At 71.3% G+C, this 18453-nt stretch carries 19 protein-coding genes; 8 read left to right on the top strand and 11 right to left on the bottom strand.

All coding sequences use genetic code 11. The features are described from left to right. Nucleotides 1–197 precede the first annotated feature (197 nt). From JOM49_RS17480 to JOM49_RS17470, 3 genes are all read right to left on the bottom strand, one after another. The gene (locus JOM49_RS17480) at nucleotides 198–602 is read right to left on the bottom strand and encodes an SCO2097 family morphological protein (protein WP_209665342.1); all 405 of its coding nucleotides are present in this window, start codon (nucleotides 600–602) and stop codon (nucleotides 198–200) included. 209 nt (nucleotides 603–811) lie between these two features. Next, complete coding sequence (dinB, locus tag JOM49_RS17475) at nucleotides 812–2080, bottom strand: DNA polymerase IV (protein ID WP_209665341.1); 1269 nt, start codon at nucleotides 2078–2080, stop codon at nucleotides 812–814. Nucleotides 2081–2101: 21 nt separating this feature from the next. Beyond that, nucleotides 2102–2851: a methyltransferase domain-containing protein gene (locus JOM49_RS17470; RefSeq protein ID WP_209665340.1), complete on the bottom strand. Its 750-nt coding sequence runs from the start codon at nucleotides 2849–2851 to the stop codon at nucleotides 2102–2104. A gap of 43 nt (nucleotides 2852–2894) precedes the next feature. Here JOM49_RS17470 and JOM49_RS17465 point away from each other — a divergent pair, with 43 nt between their 5' ends. The 5 genes from JOM49_RS17465 (at nucleotide 2895) to JOM49_RS17445 (ending at nucleotide 7691) form a co-directional block, all read left to right on the top strand. Beyond that, nucleotides 2895–3785 (top strand): ParA family protein, encoded by an 891-nt coding sequence (locus tag JOM49_RS17465; RefSeq protein WP_209665339.1) that lies wholly within the window; start codon nucleotides 2895–2897, stop codon nucleotides 3783–3785. Further along, nucleotides 3786–4589 carry a DNA-formamidopyrimidine glycosylase family protein gene (locus JOM49_RS17460; RefSeq protein WP_209665338.1) on the top strand — a complete coding sequence of 268 codons (804 nt, stop codon included), beginning with the start codon at nucleotides 3786–3788 and terminating at the stop codon, nucleotides 4587–4589. Between the two features lie 126 nt (nucleotides 4590–4715). Continuing rightward, entirely contained in the window at nucleotides 4716–5843 is a 1128-nt protein-coding gene (gene add, locus JOM49_RS17455) for an adenosine deaminase (protein ID WP_209665337.1), read from the top strand. Nucleotides 5844–6069: 226 nt separating this feature from the next. Continuing rightward, nucleotides 6070–6639, top strand: coding sequence for a GNAT family N-acetyltransferase (locus JOM49_RS17450; RefSeq protein ID WP_209665336.1), 570 nt, complete (start codon nucleotides 6070–6072; stop codon nucleotides 6637–6639). Nucleotides 6640–6641: 2 nt separating this feature from the next. Further along, complete coding sequence (locus JOM49_RS17445; RefSeq protein WP_209665335.1) at nucleotides 6642–7691, top strand: quinone-dependent dihydroorotate dehydrogenase; 1050 nt, start codon at nucleotides 6642–6644, stop codon at nucleotides 7689–7691. On the opposite strand, the gene JOM49_RS17440 is transcribed toward JOM49_RS17445, so the two are convergent. The 7 genes from JOM49_RS17440 to rimO all read right to left on the bottom strand — a co-directional run bounded on the left by JOM49_RS17440 (nucleotide 7688) and on the right by rimO (nucleotide 14487). Further along, entirely contained in the window at nucleotides 7688–8953 is a 1266-nt protein-coding gene (locus JOM49_RS17440) for an allophanate hydrolase-related protein (RefSeq protein ID WP_209665334.1), read from the bottom strand. The two genes, JOM49_RS17445 and JOM49_RS17440, sit on opposite strands and share 4 nt — an antisense overlap. Nucleotides 8954–9148: 195 nt before the next feature. Next, complete coding sequence (pspM, locus tag JOM49_RS17435) at nucleotides 9149–10168, bottom strand: phage shock envelope stress response protein PspM (RefSeq protein WP_209665333.1); 1020 nt, start codon at nucleotides 10166–10168, stop codon at nucleotides 9149–9151. A gap of 38 nt (nucleotides 10169–10206) precedes the next feature. Beyond that, nucleotides 10207–11067 (bottom strand): PspA/IM30 family protein, encoded by an 861-nt coding sequence (locus tag JOM49_RS17430; protein ID WP_209665332.1) that lies wholly within the window; start codon nucleotides 11065–11067, stop codon nucleotides 10207–10209. A 303-nt stretch (nucleotides 11068–11370) separates the two neighbouring features. Then, nucleotides 11371–11814 carry a helix-turn-helix domain-containing protein gene (locus JOM49_RS17425; RefSeq protein WP_209665331.1) on the bottom strand — a complete coding sequence of 148 codons (444 nt, stop codon included), beginning with the start codon at nucleotides 11812–11814 and terminating at the stop codon, nucleotides 11371–11373. A 98-nt stretch (nucleotides 11815–11912) separates the two neighbouring features. After that, the gene (locus JOM49_RS17420; RefSeq protein WP_209665330.1) at nucleotides 11913–12383 is read right to left on the bottom strand and encodes a CinA family protein; all 471 of its coding nucleotides are present in this window, start codon (nucleotides 12381–12383) and stop codon (nucleotides 11913–11915) included. Next, nucleotides 12380–13030, bottom strand: coding sequence for a CDP-diacylglycerol--glycerol-3-phosphate 3-phosphatidyltransferase (gene pgsA, locus JOM49_RS17415; RefSeq protein ID WP_209665329.1), 651 nt, complete (start codon nucleotides 13028–13030; stop codon nucleotides 12380–12382). The genes JOM49_RS17420 and pgsA overlap by 4 nt, the downstream gene beginning before the upstream one ends. Next, on the bottom strand, nucleotides 13027–14487 hold the full coding sequence (rimO, locus tag JOM49_RS17410; protein WP_209665328.1) for a 30S ribosomal protein S12 methylthiotransferase RimO: 1461 nt from the start codon (nucleotides 14485–14487) through the stop codon (nucleotides 13027–13029). The genes pgsA and rimO overlap by 4 nt, the downstream gene beginning before the upstream one ends. A gap of 78 nt (nucleotides 14488–14565) precedes the next feature. Between rimO and JOM49_RS17405 the strand changes: the two genes are divergently transcribed. After that, the gene (locus JOM49_RS17405; RefSeq protein ID WP_209671271.1) at nucleotides 14566–15081 is read left to right on the top strand and encodes an amino-acid N-acetyltransferase; all 516 of its coding nucleotides are present in this window, start codon (nucleotides 14566–14568) and stop codon (nucleotides 15079–15081) included. Here JOM49_RS17405 and JOM49_RS17400 read toward each other — a convergent pair. Then, complete coding sequence (locus JOM49_RS17400) at nucleotides 15071–16381, bottom strand: LVIVD repeat-containing protein (RefSeq protein ID WP_209665327.1); 1311 nt, start codon at nucleotides 16379–16381, stop codon at nucleotides 15071–15073. The two genes, JOM49_RS17405 and JOM49_RS17400, sit on opposite strands and share 11 nt — an antisense overlap. Before the next feature lie 88 nt (nucleotides 16382–16469). Between JOM49_RS17400 and JOM49_RS17395 the strand changes: the two genes are divergently transcribed. Continuing rightward, on the top strand, nucleotides 16470–17831 hold the full coding sequence (locus tag JOM49_RS17395; RefSeq protein WP_209665326.1) for a peptide ABC transporter substrate-binding protein: 1362 nt from the start codon (nucleotides 16470–16472) through the stop codon (nucleotides 17829–17831). Nucleotides 17832–17969: 138 nt separating this feature from the next. Next, nucleotides 17970–18434 carry a phospholipase gene (locus JOM49_RS17390; protein ID WP_209665325.1) on the top strand — a complete coding sequence of 155 codons (465 nt, stop codon included), beginning with the start codon at nucleotides 17970–17972 and terminating at the stop codon, nucleotides 18432–18434. The last annotated feature ends 19 nt before the right edge of the window (nucleotides 18435–18453 follow it).

Here is an 18453-nt window from a genome sequence, read left to right as displayed (position 1 = left end):
GAGTCTCACACTCAGGTAGCCGAACCCCACATTCAGGAAGCTGAACTCCGCGTTCAGGTGGCCGAGGCTCGCGTTCAGGAAGCTGAAGTTCGCGTTCGGGTGGGCGGGGGGCGCGGGTAGGTAGGTGGGTGGGTATGCGAGTGGGGCACCACCCGGACTGGGTGGTGCCCCACTGGAGGTCGTGCTGGTGTGGGCCGCTACTGGTCTTCGAAACGCTGGCGGAAGCGCTCCTCCATCCGCTGTGTGAACGAGCTCTTGCGCGCCTGCGGCCGCCCGCGTGAGGGGCCCGCCTGCTCGCCTTCCGATCCTTCACCCTCTGGTTGCTGCCGCAACGATGTGACGGCGAGCAGAACCCCAAAGAACATCACCAGGAAGCCGAGCACGCTGATCAGCGGGATCTCGGCGACCCGGAACGGCACCACGACGCCCAGCACCAGTAGCGCGACCCCGACGACGAACAGGGCCACGCCCTGCAGGCGCCGGCGTCGGGCGGGTCGGCGCAGCCTGGTGCCACGCACCGTGGATGCGAACTTGGGGTCCTCGGCATAGAGCTCGCGCTCGATCTGGTCGAGCAGCCGCTGCTCATGCTCGGAGAGTGGCATCTTTCCTCCTCCGGCACAGCTTGTCGCGGGCGCCGGGCCGCGCAACAGTAGTGGACCCAACTTCACCCCGTCTGGGGTGTCTGCACTCCAGGATACGAGTCCGGCGCGCGAACGACTACCCGATCCCGTATCAAGCACTGAACGAATTGCCAGGAACCACCCGCAACGAGTACGCGAACCCCGGCTGAACCCCCGGAAACGACCCCTGTTCACTCTTCGTGGCTGGACAACAGGGACGCGGGCCGCACGGCCGCGGAGCCGAACTTGGAGCGTGCCACGTCGGCCGCGACCTCGGCGTCGCGCCAGCGTGGGGCGTCGGTCTCGAAGGTGAGCTGTTCGGCCGAGTCGGCGTCCTCCAGCCCTTCGACCCGCACCCCGATCAACCGCACCGCCGCGCCCTGCCCCAGCTCCGTCAGCAAGGTCACGGCCGTGGCGTGGATGAGGTGGGCCACATCGGTGGCCGAGAGCAGCGTGCGGGCCCGGGTGACGGTCTTGAAGTCGGCGAACCGCACCTTGATCGACACCGTCCGCCCGCGCAGCCCGCGCCCCCGCAGGCTCGCCGCCACCCGTTCGGACAAGCGCAGCAGCTCGCGCGCCAGCTTCGCCCGGTCGTACTCGTCCACGTCGAAGGTGACCTCGGCGCCGAGCGACTTTTCCGCGCTTTCCGGCACCACGGCCCGGTTGTCACGCCCGTGGGCCAGCGCGTACAGGTGATCGCCCACGGCGTTGCCCACGGCCCGCCGCAGCCGGGCGGGCGGCACGTTCGCCACGTCGGCGATGGTGGCCAGGCCCAGCCGCCGCAGTTGCTCCTCGGTGCGCTTGCCGACACCCCACAGCGCGGAGACCGGCAGCGGGTGCAGGAAGTCCAGCGCCTGGGCCACCGGCACCACGATCATCCCGTCCGGCTTCGACATGCCCGAGGCCAGTTTCGCGATGAACTTCGCCCCGGCCACCCCCACCGAACAGGTGATCCCGTGCTCCTCGGCGACCCGTCGCCGGATGATGGCGCCGATCCCGGCGGGCGTGGTGTTCAACCGCTTCAGCGCGCCGCTGACGTCGAGGAAGGCCTCGTCCAGGCTCAGCGGCTCCACCAGCGGGGTCAGCTCCGCGAAGATGGCCATCACGCCCGCGGAGACCTCGCTGTAGAGCCCGCGCGTCGGCGGCAGGTAGACCGCCTGCGGGCACAGCCGTTTCGCCGCGCCGACCGGCATCGCCGAGCGCACGCCGTACCTGCGCGCGATGTAGTTCGCCGAGAGCACCACCGACCGCGGCCCGGCGCCGGCGATCACCACCGGCCGGTGCACCAGCTCCGGCCGCGTGCGCAGCTCCACGGCCGCGAAGAAGGCGTCCATGTCCACGTGCAGGAAGGCGCAGCCGTCGTCCTCCGGCCAGCCCGGAGCACCCGGCCCGGCCGCTTCCGCCGCCGCGGTGACCTTGAACCGGGCGAAGTCGGCGGGCAGCCCGGCGTTCCTCCCCATGCGACCGACAGTAGCCGGTGCCTACGACAGTTTCGGACGCCGAGCCAGTACGTGCAGCCTGCTGGCGATCTCCCGCAGCGGCGCCGTGGCTCCGGCGACCGCCTCGAACTCGGCCAGGTCCTCGTCGGTGGCCGTGACCCCGTCCGGCACCACCGCGTCGGCCACCACGCCGTCACCCTGGAGCAGGCCGACCTCCAGACCGCCGGCCACCAGCAGCCCGGTCAGCGCGTCGCTGTCGAACCGGCGCAGCAGCGTGTCGCGTTCTTCGGGCAGTACCCCGTCGGCGATCAGCAGCAGGCGCCGGGCGTCGGCGAGCCGTCCGGCCAGCGCCCGGGCCAGCACGGCGGCGTTGCGGTTGGCCGCCAGCACGGAGACGGCGCCACCGGGCGCGACAGCCTCCGCCAATGCCGCCACCACGGCCGCCGGGTCGTCCACGACCTCCAGCAGGCCGTGCGCGAGCACCAGGTCGGCCGAACCGGCGCCGACGTGCTTGCCGAGCGCGTCGGAGTCGTCGGCGACCACGGTGATGCGCCCGGAGACGCCTTCCTCCTGGGCGCGCCGTCGCAAGGTGGCGAGCGCGTTGGGGTTGGGTTCGACCACGGTCACCCGGCACCCCGCCGAGGCGAAGGGCACGGCCCACACGCCGCTGCCGCCGCCCACATCGACCACGTGCGGCTCGGCCGAGCCGCGTTCCCGCGCCTGGGCGAGCTCCGATTCCAGCACCCGGCGTACCGCCGCCGGGCCGCGGGCCGCCGCGGTGTCCGTTCGCATGGGGCCACAGCGTAGTGGTGGCTTCGCCCGTAGGCTGCGTGGCGTGCACACCGTCGCCGTACTGAGCCTCAAGGGTGGGGTCGGCAAGACCACCGTCGCGCTGGGTATCGCCTCGGCAGCGCTGCGTAGGGGTACCCGCACCCTGGTGGCCGACCTGGACCCGCAGGGCAACGCCACCGCGTCGCTGGACCCGCCGCTGACCGAGGCGACGCTCGCCGAGGTGCTGGAGACCCCGCACCGGGCGGTGCTGGAGCGCGCCATCGCGCCGAGCGTGTGGGACGACCAGCTCGACGTGCTGGTCGGTTCGGAGGACCTCGAGCAGCTCAACGAACCAGGCCCGGAGAACCGGCGGCTGGAGAACCTCTCGCGCGCGCTCGACGAACTGCACCGGGAGCCGCTGCGCGGCGACCCGTTCGAACTGGTGATCCTGGACTGCCCGCCGTCGCTCGGCAGGCTGACGAAGTCGGCGCTGGTGGCCGCGGACAGCGCGCTGCTGGTGACCGAGCCGACCATGTACGCCGTGGCCGGGGCCGAGCGGGCGCTCGACGCGATCGAGGAGATCCGCGATCGGATGAACCCGGGCCTTCGCCCGGTCGGGGTACTGGTGAACAAGCTGCGGGTGCGCTCGCACGAGCACCAGTTCCGCATCGCCGAGCTGCGGGAGTCCTTCGGCTCGCTGGTGATGCCCACGGCCATCCCCGACCGCCTGGCGATCCAGCAGGCGCAGGGCGCGTGCGTGCCGATCCACGAGTGGAACTCCCCCGGCGCCCAGGAGATCGCGCTGACCTTCAACATGGTGCTGGCCAAGATCCTGCGGTCCGGCCGCGCCGGGCGGCACCGCGCCGCGTGGGAGGCCGACGACGAGCCCACCACCGGCACACTGGACGTCACCACCGGCGAGGTTCCCCGGGTGGGGCCGGGCCAAGGACGTTAGATGCCCGAAGGTGACACGGTGTTCCTGGCGGGCAAGCGGGTGGAGAAGGCACTCGCCGGCCGGGAACTGCTGCGCGCCGAGTTCCGCCACCCCCGGCTGGCCACAGTGGACCTGACCGGCCGCTCGGTGCTCGACGTCCGCACCGTCGGCAAGCACATGTTCCTGCGCTTCTCCGGTGACCTGAGCCTGCACAGCCACCTCAAGATGGACGGCGCCTGGCGCTTCCTCACCCCGGGCGCGCGCTGGCCGATGCCCGCCCACCACGCGCGGGCGATCTTCGAGAACGCCACCGCGCTGGTGATCGGTTTCCGCCTGCACGACCTCGAACTCCTTGCCACCGCGGAAGAGTCGCGTCTGGTCGGTCACCTCGGGCCCGACCTCCTCGATCCACTGTGGACAGAAGAGCACGCCGCCCGCGCGGTGGCGAACCTGACCGCGGATCCGGCCCGCGAGCTCGGGCTGGCCCTGCTCGACCAGCGGGTGATGGCGGGCGTCGGCAACATGTACATGGTGGAGATCTGCCATCTGCTGCGCGTGACCCCGTGGACTCCGGTGTCCGAAGTGGACGCCGCGCAGGTGGTCGCGCTCGCCCGCAAACTCCTGCTCGCCAACGCCTGGCGGCACGAGCAGAGCACCACCGGCGAGCTGGCGCGCGGACGGCAGAACTGGGTCTACGGCCGCACCCGGCAGGGCTGCTTCCGCTGCGGCGGCCGGGTCAAGGTGGCGAACCAGGGCGACGGCGTGCAGCGGCGGCTCAGCTGGTACTGCCCGAAATGCCAGCACGGACCGGTTCCGAGCAGCTAGGCTGCCGGGGTGACGACGTTCAAGCTGCCGCTCTACGGCGCGGACACCGAACGCGGCGACCTCGCTCCCTGATCGCGCGCGCCAGCCTTCCCGTCACCCGTTCTTCCTTTCCCAGGGAGCTTCGCCATGCCCTCGTACACCCCCGGTGCGCCCCTGCGCGCCTACGTCCAGGCCCTGCCCAAAGCCGAGTTACACGTGCACCTGGTCGGCTCGGCCGGGATCGACACCGTGCTCGACCTCGCCCGCCGCCACCCCGAGGCCGGGGTGCCCGCCGACCGCGCGGAGCTGGCGGAGTTCTTCCGCTTCCGCGACTTCGACCACTTCCTCCGCGTCTACTGGGCCGTCCAGTCCATGCTCAAGGGCCGCGACGACATCCGGACGCTCGTCGTCGGCCTCGCCGCGGACCTCGCCCGCCAGGGCGCCCGCTACGCCGAGGTGACCGTCACCCCGTACAACCACCTGCTCGACGGCATGCCCGGCGACGAGCTGCTCGAAGGCCTCACCGAAGGCCGGGCCCTCGCGGCGGCCGAACACGGCGTCGACCTGGCGTGGTGCTTCGACATCCCGGGCGAGAAAGGCCTGGTGGCGGGCCGCGAGACGCTCTTGTTCGCGCTGCGCGAACGGCCGGACGGACTGGTGAGCTTCGGGCTCGGCGGGCCGGAGGTCGGCGTCGGCCGCGCGCAGTTCGCGCCGTTCTTCACCGCCGCCCGCGAAGCCGGGTTGCACAGCGTGCCGCACGCCGGCGAGACCAGCGGCCCGGCCACCGTCTGGTCCGCCGTGCACGACCTCGGCGCCGAGCGGATCGGCCACGGCACCAGCGCCGCCGCGGACCCCGCCCTGCTGGCCCACCTGGCCGGGCACCGCATCCCGGTGGAGGTGTGCCCGACCTCGAACGTGCGCACCGGCCAGGTGCCCTCGATCGAGGCGCACCCCGTCCGGCGCCTGCTCGACCACGGCGTGGTGGTGACGCTCAACACCGACGACCCGCCGATGTTCGGCGCGACGCTGACCGGCGAATACCTCGCGGTGGCCGGGGCACTGGGGTTGCGACCGGCCGAAATCGCCCGGCTGGCGGCGAATTCCGTGACGTCCTCGTTCCTGTCCGCCGAGGCCAAGGCGGCCCTGCTCGCGGAGATCGCCGCGGTCCCCGGACCGGGTGACGAAATCTTGTTGCCGGACCGCGAAAACTTGCCTAGCGTGGGCAGTACACGAGAAGGGAGGTGGTCCGACGTTGGATATCAACAGGACTCGTGAGGTGACTGTCCGCTAGCGGACAGCAGAACGAATGGACTGACCAAGCAGGCGACTCGGCCACCTGTCGGCTCGTACCCTGCTTCGTTTTGTTGCCTGCCAGCGAATACCAGGCAGTCACCGGTTCCCCGGTGCTCCCGAGCAACGGTCCGGCACGGGCCCGCGCGTTTGACGGCGTGCGGGAGACGCACCGGGGAAACCCAACCCACCGGCAAAACTCTGGGGAATTTTGCTTCGACCCGACTTCCCGATCCGCACCGAACGACTGGTGCTCCGGGCGTTCACCCCGGCCGACCTCGACGAGCTGAACGACTTCCAGTCGCGGCCCGAGGTGGCCCGTTTCCTCTATTGGGAACCGCGCACGCGTGAGGAATCCGCGCTCGCGCTGGAAACCCGCATCCGCAATGCGACCTTGGACCGCGAGGGCGAATTCCTCGCCGTCGCCGTGGAGCTCGCCGAAACCGGGCAGCTGATCGGCGACCTCAACCTCCAGTGGCTCAGCCGCGACCACCGCCAGGGCGAGTTCGGCTTCGTCTTCCACCCCGCCCACCACGGCCGCGGGTACGCCAGGGAGTCGGCCACCGAACTGCTCCGGCTCGGCTTCGAAGAACTGGGCCTGCACCGCATCTGCGGCCGGTGTGATGCCCGCAACACCGCGTCCTGGGGCCTGATGGAACGCCTCGGCATGCGCCGCGAGGCGCACCTGCGCGAGGCCGAGGTGTTCAAGGGCGAATGGGGCGACGAGTTCGTCTACGCCATGCTCGAGGACGAGTGGAAGAGCCGGTGCGGCACCATGTAGCCGTGCTCTTCGACAACCTGGTCCGCCCCGCGCTCTACCGCCTGAGCAAGAACGACGCCGAGCTGGTGCACGAACGCACCCTCGCCGCGCTCGGCAGGCTCGCCACGGCCGAACCCGCGCTGCGCGCGCTGCACCGCGTCTACGGTGTCCAGCGCCCGGTCAAGGTGTTCGGCTTGCAGTTCCCGAACCCGGTCGGCCTGGCCGCGGGCATGGACAAGGACGGGCGCGCGCTGCGGGCCTGGCCCGCGCTCGGCTTCGGGTTCGTCGAGGTCGGCACGGTCACCCGGCTGCCACAGCCCGGCAACCCGCGGCCGCGGCTGTTCAGCCTCCCCGGCAGCGACGGGGTGATCAACCGGATGGGTTTCAACAACGCCGGCGCCGCCGCGCTGGCCGAGCGGCTGGCGCGGACCGGCAAGCCGCCGGTGCCCCTCGGCGTGAGCATCGGCAAGTCGAAGGCGGCCCCGCTGGAGGAAGCCGTCGCCGACTACCAGGAGTCGCTGCGGCTGCTGCACCCGCACGCCGACTACTTCGCGGTGAACGTCAGCTCGCCCAACACCCCGGGCCTGCGCAGCCTGCAGGACCGCGGCGCGCTGAGCGAACTGCTCAACGAACTCCAGGCCACCTCGTCCTCGCTCGCGGCGAAGGCGGGCAAACTGGCCACCCCGCTGCTGGTCAAGGTCGCGCCCGACCTCACCGACGAAGCGCTCGCCGAGCTGATCGAGGTGTGCGAGGAGCACGCCGTCTCCGGGGTCATCGCCACGAACACCACGCTCAGCCGCGAAGGCGTGATCCGGCCGGAGGCGGGCATCGCCGAGCAGGCGGGCGGGCTGTCCGGCCGCCCGCTGACCGCCCGCGCCCGCGAGGTGGTCGCCTTCGTGCACAAGGAGTCCGGCGGCAGGCTGCCGATCATCGGGGTCGGCGGCATCATGTCCGGCGACGACGCCGCGCGGATGCTGGACGCCGGTGCGAGCCTGGTCCAGCTCTACACCGGCTTCGCCCTGCACGGCCCCGGCCTGCTGCGGCGGGTGCACCGGGGCCTGGCCGCCCGCTAGGCGGCCGACTTCGACCCGGCGGTGCTGAGGAACCTCAGGTACGCCCGCCAGTCCCGATAGGACGTCAGTTCGGTGCTCTCGGCCATCGGATCACAGGTGACCGCGGGCAGCGAAACCCCGTTCTCCAGCCGGACCGTGGTGACGCGCAGCGGCGCCACCAACCCGGCTCTCAGGCGCTCGAAACCGTCCGGTGAGATGGCCCAGCGCTCACCGCTCAGCGCCTGCGCGCCCGGCACCACACCGGCTTCGGGACCGGCGAGCAGCACCATGCGGTAGTGCGACGCGGTCAGCACGTCCCCGGCGTACCGCGCGCCCAGCTCGGCGAGCCACGCGCTCAGCGGACGACCGCGCACCTGCTCCCCGAACACCACGAATTCCACGCTGGTGGCCGGATACGGCTCCCCGGCGGGCGCCGCGGTGAGCAACGCGGCCAGGTCGAAGGCCAACTGCTCCTCGAAGGCCGCGGTGGACAGGGTGATGCTGAACGGTTCCCCGCCGACCTCGCCCAGCGGCACGGACACCGACGGCGAGCCCGGCTCGGCGAGGTCCAGAGCGGACGGTGCGAGCAGGACGTCGAACGGTCCGCCCAGTGGCTGGATCCGCATGCCCGAGGCGGAGAACGCGGCGACCACGGCGTCGAACGAACGCCGGACGCCGATCGGCAGCCGCGCGAGTGCGGCCGAATTCGGGACGGCCACGCGGGGGTGGTCCCCGGCGCCCAGCCGGTACGTACGCGGCCAGGCGTCCGCTTCGGTCGCGGCGGCGAGAGCCCGCCGGGCCAGGGTCAGCTCGCGGGCGTGCACCACCGGCGTGTCCGGGATGAGCCCGGAAGTGGCCCTGAGCGCGAACGTGGTGTGCCAGCCGGGGGTTTCGGTGTCCAGCCCCAGGTCGGCGGCCTTGGCGCCGACCACGGCCGGTACCGAGGCCTTCCCGGCCCGGCCGAGCACCACCGCCCCGGCCTGCGTCAGCCGTTGCACCGCCACGGCGCTGACCTCGGCGAGGCCCGGTCCGTCGGGCAGGCCGGCGATCGCCGTCCCGGCTCCGGTGGCCAGCAACTGCCCGGCCAGTGGCAGGTCCTCGCCCGCCCGCACGCGTTCGTCGATGGCCTTGGCCTCGACCAGGACGTCCTCTTCGGAACGCAGGGTTTCCCAGTCACCCGCGCGATCGGTCTCGGCCAGGCGCTCGTAAGCGGAGATCACCCGCTGGAAAGCACTCGGCGGTGCGGTGGATACCGGCTCCGGTTCGGGAGGGAGTGTGTTCACAGCCGCCGTCCTTTCCTCGTGGGGACCCGCGATCAGCGCACTGGTGCCTCCGGAAGCAAGGTGTTCATGAGGAAAACGGTAGGCAACCGCGATTGCGACGGAAACGTCCATTCGGTTACGTACGTGTTTCACTCCGTCACAGAGTGACACCGGTCGGACACGGTGTCCATACTTGTCCACATAGGACGGCTAGAATCAAGAACCCAGCTCACGCAGGGCGATCGCGAGACCGGCCAGGCGGTCGGTGGCGTCGGTGAGGGCTTCCTTGGAGGTGCCGATGCCGTCACTGCTCGCAGCCACCGTGCGCCCGGCCGCGGCGACGAGGGCGCCGTAGCCCTCCAGGCCGTCGTCGAGCTGCTCGGCCAGGGTGCGGACGGCCCCGTCCAGCGCGGCGCGCTCACCCTTCGGGGCGGCGTTGCGGGCGCGTTCGATGGCCTGGATGCGACCGGCCAGGCCGCGCAGGCTCCTGGCGGCCTCGTCGGCGGTGGCGCGGGCGTCCTCGACGGACACCTCGGGCACGGCGGTGACCCCGGTGGTGCTCGGGATGGCCAGCTGGCGCAGCAGCTCCCGCAGCGAGGCCTCGGACTCGGCCAGCCGCTCCATCGGGCGGCGGGCCGCCGAGCCGGACGGCGGCAGGGGCGGGGGTGCGGTGCTGACCGGGATCTCCATCCGGTTCAGCCGGCGCAGCCGGGTGCCCGACCGCACGCCGAGCGTGGTGAAGGCGATGGCGCCCGCGGCGCCGCCGAGCACCGGGGGTGACATCAGCGCGGCGGTGGCGGTGGCCGCGGCGGCGAAGCCCGCGACCACCACCAGGACGCCGATCAGGGCCAGGACCAGCCACAACGTGGTGGCCCTCGATGCCCGCCGCTTGCGCCGTTCCAGCTTGGCGGCGGGTTCGTTCCACTGCACCCACTTCGCCTTGAGCCCGTCCACCGCCGGAGCGGCGGCGGTGAGCGAAGCGAGGTCGGGCAGGTTCGGCAGCTTGGGCACGAGCGGGGCGGGCTTGGCGGGCGGGGTCAGCCCGGCCTGCTCCTGCGGCGGGTAGGCCTTGCGGTACACCTGCGGGTCCCGCTGCTCACCGGCGTCGGGACCCTGGTTCGGCGGCAGGTACTTCTGCAGCTTCTCCTGGGCCTTCTGGGCGTAGTCGGGCAGGCGTTCGATGTGCTTCTCCAGCTTCGCGCCCAGCTCACCGAAGTCCCGCTTACCCGGCCCCATCGAACCCACCTGCCACTCCCCGTCGGCCCCGGCCGGTCTCAGGCCTGGTTCTTCTGCTGCTCGGCCTGGACCCGCTGCTGGATCTCCTGCTGGATGTTCGCGCTGGACTTGGTGGCCGCGGCCTGGTCCTTGGCCGCGCTCGCGGCCTGGGACCCGCTGGTCACCTGGGCCACCGAGTCGCCCTTCATCGAGGCGCGGATCTGCTCGAGCCGCGAGTGCCCGGCCAGCTGCGTGGTCGAGTGCTGGACCTCCAGCATCCGGCCCTGCACCGAGTTCTGCGCCAGCTCCGCCGAGCCGAGCGCGGTGGTGTAGCGCTTCTCGATCTTCTCGCGCACGTCCTCGAGCGACGGCGTGTTGCCCGGCGCGGCGAGCTGCGACATCTGGTTCAGCGAGTTGGAGACCTGCTCCTGCATCTTCGCCTGCTCCAGCTGCGAGAGCAGCTTGGTGCGCTCGGCCAGCTTCTGCTGCAGCATGCTGGCGTTGCGCTCGACGGCCTGCTTCGCCTGGGCGGCGGCCTGCAGCGACTGGTCGTGCAGGGTCTTCAGGTCTTCGATGTTCTGCTCGGCGGTGACCAGCTGGGCCGCGAAGCCCTCCGCCGCGTTCTCGAAGTCCTGCGCCTTCTGCTCGTCACCCTTGGCGCGGGCCTCGTCGGCGAGCACGAGGGCCTGCCGGGTCGAAGCCTGCAGCTTCTCCACGTCGCCGAGCTGGCGGTTGAGCTTCATCTCCAGCTGCCGCTGGTTGCCGATCACCGAAGCGGCCTGCTGGGAGAGCGCCTGGTGCTGGCGTTGCGCCTCCTCGATGGCCTGCTGGATCTGCACCTTGGGGTCAGCGTGCTCGTCGACCTTCGACGAGAACGAAGCCATCAGGTACTTCCAGAACTTCACGAAAGGGTTGGCCATCTCCTCCGCCTGCCTTCTTGCGTCCCACTGGTCCTGTCACCGGGTGCGCTGCGCGCCCGTCGATCGGTCGGCCCTCCCCCACTGCCTGGCGGGCGATCCATCCGAACAGGCAACGTCGAGTACCCGCCGTTGGGTTCCATCGTGTCAGGTTGACCGCCGTCGTTCCAGGCGACCCCGGGGTAATTCAGGGATGGCCCCTACCGAGAGCAACCAGGCCGAATGCCAGGAGTGGGGCATTACTTGCACCGATTGCAAGTAATGCCCCACTCATAGCGTTCGTGGCGGCCACCAGGGGCCGGAGGGTCAGGCGGCGACGATCGCGGCCAGCTCCGGGGTGGTGATGGTGGTGCGCAGGGTGGTGGACATACGCGGTGGCGAGAGCCGGAGGTCGGCCAGATCGTTACCGATCACCTCGGGCACCGGACGGCCCCCTTCGAAGCCCCGCTCGGCGGTGGCCGTCTCGACCGGCTTGGCACCACGCTCGGGGCGGTCCAGGGTCTCCTTGACCTTGTCCAGTGCGGACACGTCGGCGGCCACCTTGTGCAGCAGCTCGCTCAGCGGCAGCTCCAGCGCCTCGCAGATCGAGGCGAGCAGCTCGCTGGAAGCCTCCTTCTGCCCCCGTTCGACCTCCGACAGGTAGCCGAGGCTGACTTTGGCGGCGCGGGAGATGTCGCGCAGCGTTCGCCGCTGGTTGGTGCGGGCATGACGGAGCCGATCACCGATCGCCTCACGCAACAGCACGGTCATCGCGCGCCTCCCTTCCATCGATCTGTGTCCACGTTACCCAGAGAACTCGGTGGATAGCATCAGTACACACGTTCGTACGCCAAGGGCGAACGCCGATTTCAGGTGATTTGTTCCGCCAACAGGAGCAGCGCGGCCTCCGCCGAGCCCGCCCGGACCGCCGCCCGATCGCCGGATAACCGCAGCTCACGGGTGATCGACACGTCCGGCCCTGCCAGCCCGAGGTGCACCGTGCCAGGGGAAACACCGTCCTGGCCGCCGGGTCCGGCGACGCCGGTCAGCCCGATGCCCCAGTCGGCTCCGCAGCGTGTTCGCGCCCCGGCGGCCAGCTGCGCGGCCACCTCCGGGTCGACCGCGCCCCGAGTGGCGAGCAAGTCCGGGTCGACCCCGGCGAGGGTGGCCTTCAGCTCGGTGGCGTAGACGACCAGCCCGCCGCGGACCGCCGCACTCGAGCCAGGGACCTCGGTCAGCGCCGCGCAGACCAGCCCGGCGGTCAGCGATTCGGCCGTGGCGACCGTCTCACCGCGGCGGATCAGCGCGTCGATGACGACTTGAGCACTCCCGGCGCTCACGACGTGGTGCCGGCCCGGTCGCCGAGCGCGCGCAGCTTCAGCGCGCGCACCAGGTAGTCGACCCCGGTGACCACGGTGAGCACCAGCGCCAGGCCCATCAGCGCCCAGCCGACGAAGTTCGCCGAGGCGGGCAGCGGCAGCAGGTAGACGGTGATCGCGGCGATCTGCGCCATGGTCTTCGCCTTGCCGCCGCGGCTGGCCGGGATCACCCCGTGCCGGATCACCCAGAACCGCAGCAGGGTGACGCCGATCTCGCGGACGGCGATCACTATGGTCACCCACCAGGCCAGCTCGCCGAGCACGCTCAGCCCGACCAGCGCGGCGCCGATCAGCGCCTTGTCCGCGATCGGGTCGGCGATCTTGCCGAAGTCGGTGATCAGCCCGTACTTGCGCGCCACCCAGCCGTCCACCTGGTCGGTGAACGAGGCGACGGCGAACAACGCGGTGGCGGTGGCCCGCCAGAAGGTCTCGGTGCCGTCCCCGGCGAACAACGCGGCGATGAACAGCGGCACCAGCACCAGCCGCGACAACGTGAGCAGGTTCGCCACGTTGAGCGTGGGCACCGGCGTCGGCTCGGGCTGCGCGACCGGCCGCGGTGGCGGCACCTCGGTCCCGCCCTCGGCCGGTTCGCTGGGCGCGGCACTCACCGGTCCGCGCCCGCCGGACGCACGATCAGGTCCACTCCGGCGGAGTCGGTCACCTCGCAGCGCACGAACTCGCCGACCTCGTACTCCCCCGCGCCGACCAGCACGCACTCGCCGTCGACCTCGGGTGCCTGGTGCGCGGCGCGGCCGGTCACCTCGCCGTCCTCGACCGACTCGATCAGCACGTCCACGAAGTCGCCGATCCGCTCCTCGGCCCGCTGCGTGGTCAACTCCTCGACCAGCGCGGACACGCGGGCGACGCGCTTGGCGACGGTCTCCTCGTCGAGCTTGCCGTCGAAGGTCTCCGCCTCGGTGCCGTCCTCGTCGGAGTAGCCGAACACGCCCACCGCGTCCATCCGCGCGCCGATCAGGAACCGCTCCAGCTCGGCGACGTCGGCCTCGGTCTCGCCGGGGAAGCCGACGATGACGTTCGTGCGGATGCCCGCGTCCGGGGCGTACTCGCGGATCTGCTCGATCAGTGCGAGGAAGGAGTCGGTGGAGCCGAAGCGGCGCATCCGGCGCAGCACGGTCTCGCTGGAGTGCTGGAACGACAGGTCGAAGTAGGTGGCCACGCCCGGCGTGGTGGCGATCGCCTGCACCAGGCCCGGCCGGGTCTCGGCGGGCTGGAGATAGGACACGCGCACGCGCTCGATGCCGTCGATCTCGGCGAGCTGCGGCAGCAGCAGTTCCAGCGCCCGGGTGCCGCCGAACTCGCGGCCGAAGTCCTTGCCGTAGGAGGTCGAGTTCTCGCTGACCAGGAACAGCTCCTTGACGCCCTGCTCGGCCAGCCAGCGCGCCTCGGCGACCAGCTCGTCCGGGCGGCGGGACACGAAGGAGCCGCGGAAGGACGGGATGGCGCAGAACGAGCAGCGCCGGTCGCAGCCCGAGGCGATCTTCAGCGCGGCCACCGGCGAGGAGTCCAGGCGGGTGCGCAGCACACGCGGACCCCAGCCCTCCTGCGCGTGCCCCGGCAGGCCCACGTCCTGCGCCGCGGCCTGGCGCTGGACCGGGCTGATCGGCAGCAGGGTGCGACGGTCGGCGGGCACGTGCGAAGGCACGGCGTGCCCGGAGACGATGTCGCCCAGCCGCTCGGCGAGGTCGGGGTAGTGGTCGAAGCCGAGCACCGCGTCGGCCTCGGGCAGGCTTTCCGCCAGCTCCGCGCCGTAGCGCTCGGCCATGCAGCCCACCGCGACCACCTTCGCGCCGGTGTCGGCGGCGGCGAGCAGCGTGTCCACCGAGTCCTTCTTGGCCTGCTCCACGAAGCCGCAGGTGTTCACCACGATCACGTCGGAGCCCTCCGGCTCCTCGGCCAGCTCCCAGCCCCCGGCCGCCAGGCGGCCGGCCAGCTCCTCGGAGTCGACCTCGTTTCGGGCGCACCCGAGGGTGAGCAGCGAGACCCGCCGCGGGCTGGATGAGGCGTTCGTGGTGGAAGAAGGCACGAGGTTCAGCGTAACCGGCATTTGCCGGGGGTTCGGGGGTCGCCCCCCGGGCGCCACGGTCGGGTCCGGCGGTGCCGGGCTAGGTTGGCGGACGTGCCGATGAAGCAAGACGCGGGCCAGGTCGTCGTCCGCCGGGCCCTGATCGCCGACGTCCGTGAGATCAAGCAGCTGGTCGACGCGGACGCCGGGCGGGTGCTCCTGGAGAAGGACCTGGTCACCCTGTACGAGAACGTGCAGGAGTTCTGGGTGGTCGAGGTGGACGGCGAGGTGGTCGGCGCCGGGGCGCTCCACGTGCTGTGGGAGGACCTGGCCGAACTCCGCACGATCGTGGTGGGCAAGCAGGCGCGCGGCAAGGGCGTCGGGCGCGCGCTGGTCGGGCGGCTCATCCAGCACGCGGTGGAGCTGGGGCTGCGCCGCCTGTTCGTGCTCACCTTCGAGACCTCGTTCTTCGCCGGGCACGGTTTCCGCGAGATCGACGGCGCCCCGGTGTCCCAGGAGGTCTACGAGGAGATGCGCCGCTCGGTCGACCCCGGGGTCGCCGAGTTCCTGGACCTCCCCTTTGTGAAACCGAACACGCTGGGCAACACGCGGATGCTGCTGGAGCTCAGTTCCTGAGTTTCAGGATGTCCACGCCGCGGGTGTTGTCGGCGACGTAGACCAGGCCCTTGTGCCAGTACGGCGCCCAGGACGCGGCGTCGGCGGGCCGGTGGTAGGCGATCTGCTTCGGGTCGGTCGGGTCGCTGACGTCGAGGAAGCGGGTGCCCTGGGCGTAGAAGGACTGCACCAGGATGTCGCCGCGCAGGTCGAAGTAGTGCGCCGAGCAGTCGCCCGAGGCGGGGTCGCTGCCCTCCTGCCCGGCCACGCCCCAGGTGCCGACCGTCTTCAGCCGGAACGGGTCCTCCGGGGTGGACCGCCAGCCCTGGCCGCCGTAGGAGCCCTCCAGCGAGGAGATCACCAGCACGCCGTCGCCGGCGCAGCCGTCGAGGAAGCTCTCCTCGACCGCGTAGATCAGGTTGTTCTCGCCCCACTTGCCCTTTTCGATCGGGCGCAGGCTGTTGTGCATGAACTTCGACGGCGCGGCGGTCTCCTCGATGCCACCGCCCGCGTACGGCACAGGATTGACCGGGGTCGCCTTGCGCCACTTGCCCTGCACGGGGTCGCGGTGCCAGCCCTTCGTCCAGTACCCGCGCACGCCGCCGCGGCCGGACACCCACGCGACGCCGGTCTGGTCGACCTGCACGTCGTGCACGTAGTCGGTCTTGCCGTCGTTGCGGGCCAGCTCGATCGGCTCGGGGTGCACCTTCGGCTTGGCCGGGTCGCGCACGTCGGTCACCCAGATCGGGCGGCCGCCCCAGTCGGCGGGCTGGTTGTCGGCCTTGGCCGGGCCGCCCGTCCACAGGTAGCGGCAGTCGTCGATGCAGCTGGTGGTGTGCCCGGCGGGGACCTGGACGTAGCTGCGGACCACCGGCTTCTCGGGGTTCTTCACGTCGACCACGTAGATGCCGGATTCGCCGGTGCGCACGTTGCCGCCGAAGGCCCGCGGGTCCCTGGCCAGGAAGACCAGCTTGCGCTTGCGGTCGACCTCGGTGTTCTCGGTCTCCCACATCCCGGGCAGGCTCAGTTCGCCGATCAGCTTGGGCGCGGTCGGGTTGGCCAGGTCGTAGGTCTTCAGGCCGAACTCGCCGGACACCACCATCACGTCACGGCGGCCGTAGTCGAGGAATTCGAGCGCGATGGCGCCCTGCGCGTCCGGCACGTTGCCGACCGCCTCGACGTTCTTCACCGCCCCTGGCGCACCGGCGGCGGGGGCCGCTTTGGGCTCGGGTCCGTCTTCTTCGCCGCAGGCCCCCGCGGGCAGCGCGGTGACGAGCGCGGTGGTGGCGACGAGGACGAGGGTCAGGCAGGAGCGGAGCATCAGCGACCTCCCAGTGATGAGCCCCCGGTACTGTATGGCGCCGGATTCACCGGATACAACCGCCTTCCGTTGGTGCTAGACAGACTCCATGCGTGTGCTCCCCCTGGCTCTCGCCGCCGTGCTGGCCGTGGTTCCGGCCGCCTGCACCCCGGAGGCCGAGCCGCCGTCACCGGACGTGCTCACCGTCGGGCTGCCCGAGCCGGGCAGCCTGGTGCCCGGCGAACTTCGCGACCAGGCCGGGCGGACCGTCGCCTCGGCGCTGTGGACGCCGATCCCGCCGTCGGCGGCGACCAGTCCGGACCTGCTCACCTGGACGGTCCGGCCACCGGCCGGGCGGTTCCACGACGGCACCCCGGTCACCGCGAAGTCCTATGCGGACACTTGGCGGCTCACCGGGGGTTCCTTGGGCGCCAAGGAGATCACCGCGGTCGACGACACCACGGTGCGGATCGTGCTCGAGCAGCCGTCCGGCGAGGTACCGGCGAAGCTGACGGCTCCCGCGTTCCTGCCGCTGCCCGGATCGGTGCTCGTTTCCCGTGACTGGGCCGGGTTTTCGCGGAATCCGATCGGCAACGGGCCCTACCGGCTCGCGTCCCCGTGGGAACCGGGCCGTGGCGCGAAACTCGTGCGCGTCACCGACGAACCGGGCAAGCCCAAGGAAATCGACCTCCGGGTCGGCGATCCCGGCGCGCAATATGACGAAGTCAAGGCGGGCCAACTCGATCTGGCCGTCGAAGTCCCCGGCGCCCGGCACGAAGCGATGCACGCCGACTTCGCCGACCGGCACGCGCTGTGGCCGCTGCCGTCGGCGGGTTTCCTGGTGTTCCCCTTGGGCGACAGGCGATTCGAGGACGCGGCCGTGCGGTTCGCCTTCGCCATGGCCGCCGATCGCGCGGCACTGGCGAAGGGGCCGCTCGGCGACCAGGCCGACGCCGCCCGGGGTGCGCTGCCCGGCGAGCGCTCGGGCACCTGCCGCCCGTGCAGTCACGATCCGGCCGCGGCTAAGGCATTGGCTTCGCAGGGCGGGTTCAGCGGTGAGACCAGCCTCTACTTCGGTCCCGGCGAGGAGGCCTGGGCGCGGGCACTGGCCGAGCAGCTCCAGGGTGCGCTCGGCTTCCCCGTGGTCGCGAAACCGCGTCACGAAGGGAACTTGGACGGACCACTGGCGATCACCGTTCAAGCGGCGACGCCCGGCGAGACGGTCGCCGCGCTGACCGCCGCGACCGGGTACGCGGGCGCCGGATTCGGCGATCTGGTCGCCGCCGCTTCGTCAGCGCCTGACGAAGAAGAACGCGCGCAGCGGTACCGGCTGGTCGAAAACCAGTTGCTCCGGGATCTCCCCGCCGCGCCGATCTGGACCGGTCATGGACACGCAGTGTGGTCGCCGCGGCTGAGAAATGTCGTATCCGCGCCATTCCACGGCATCGGCCTGGCCGACGTCTCACTCTGAGTTCCCTTGGGTCACGAATCGGCGTGGTTGAACCTTTGGAAGGAATTCACTGACTTTCCTACGCAAGGCGGTGGCGGCGCGGGTCCGTTTACCCAATGCTGTGCTCGCCCGACAAGAGCACAGCGAGGGAGAACAGCGATGTCCGTGACCGCCCTGCCCGAGCCCACCACCCGTCGCAGATCAGTTCGCGGCCTGCTGCGCAAGTTCACCGTTTCCGCGGCCGTGGCCGGGAGCCTCGTGCTCGGCGCGGGCACCGCGCAGGCGATCGACGCGCGGGCGGTGACCGACGACTACCTGTTCGGCAAGTCGCTGTCGGGCTTCGTGAACGTGCGCGGGACCTACCCGAACGACCTGGACTGGTCGACCGACGCCTGCTCGTGGTCGCCGGACAAGCCGCTGGGGTACAACTTCACCCAAGCGTGCTGGCGGCACGACTTCGGGTACCGCAACTACAAGAAGCAGAGCCGGTTCACCGACGGCAACCGGCTGCGGATCGACGACAACTTCTACGCCGACATGAAGGGCATCTGCGGCGGCGCGGCGGCGTGCAACGCGGCGGCGTGGACGTACTACCAGGCCGTGCGTCAGTTCGGCGCCAGCTGAGCCTCCTCCGGCGGGTCGT

Origin of the sequence: Amycolatopsis magusensis (assembly GCF_017875555.1) — a bacterium.
Classification (GTDB): Bacteria; Actinomycetota; Actinomycetes; order Mycobacteriales; family Pseudonocardiaceae; genus Amycolatopsis; species Amycolatopsis magusensis.
This window is presented reverse-complemented; position numbering and strand designations above follow the sequence as displayed.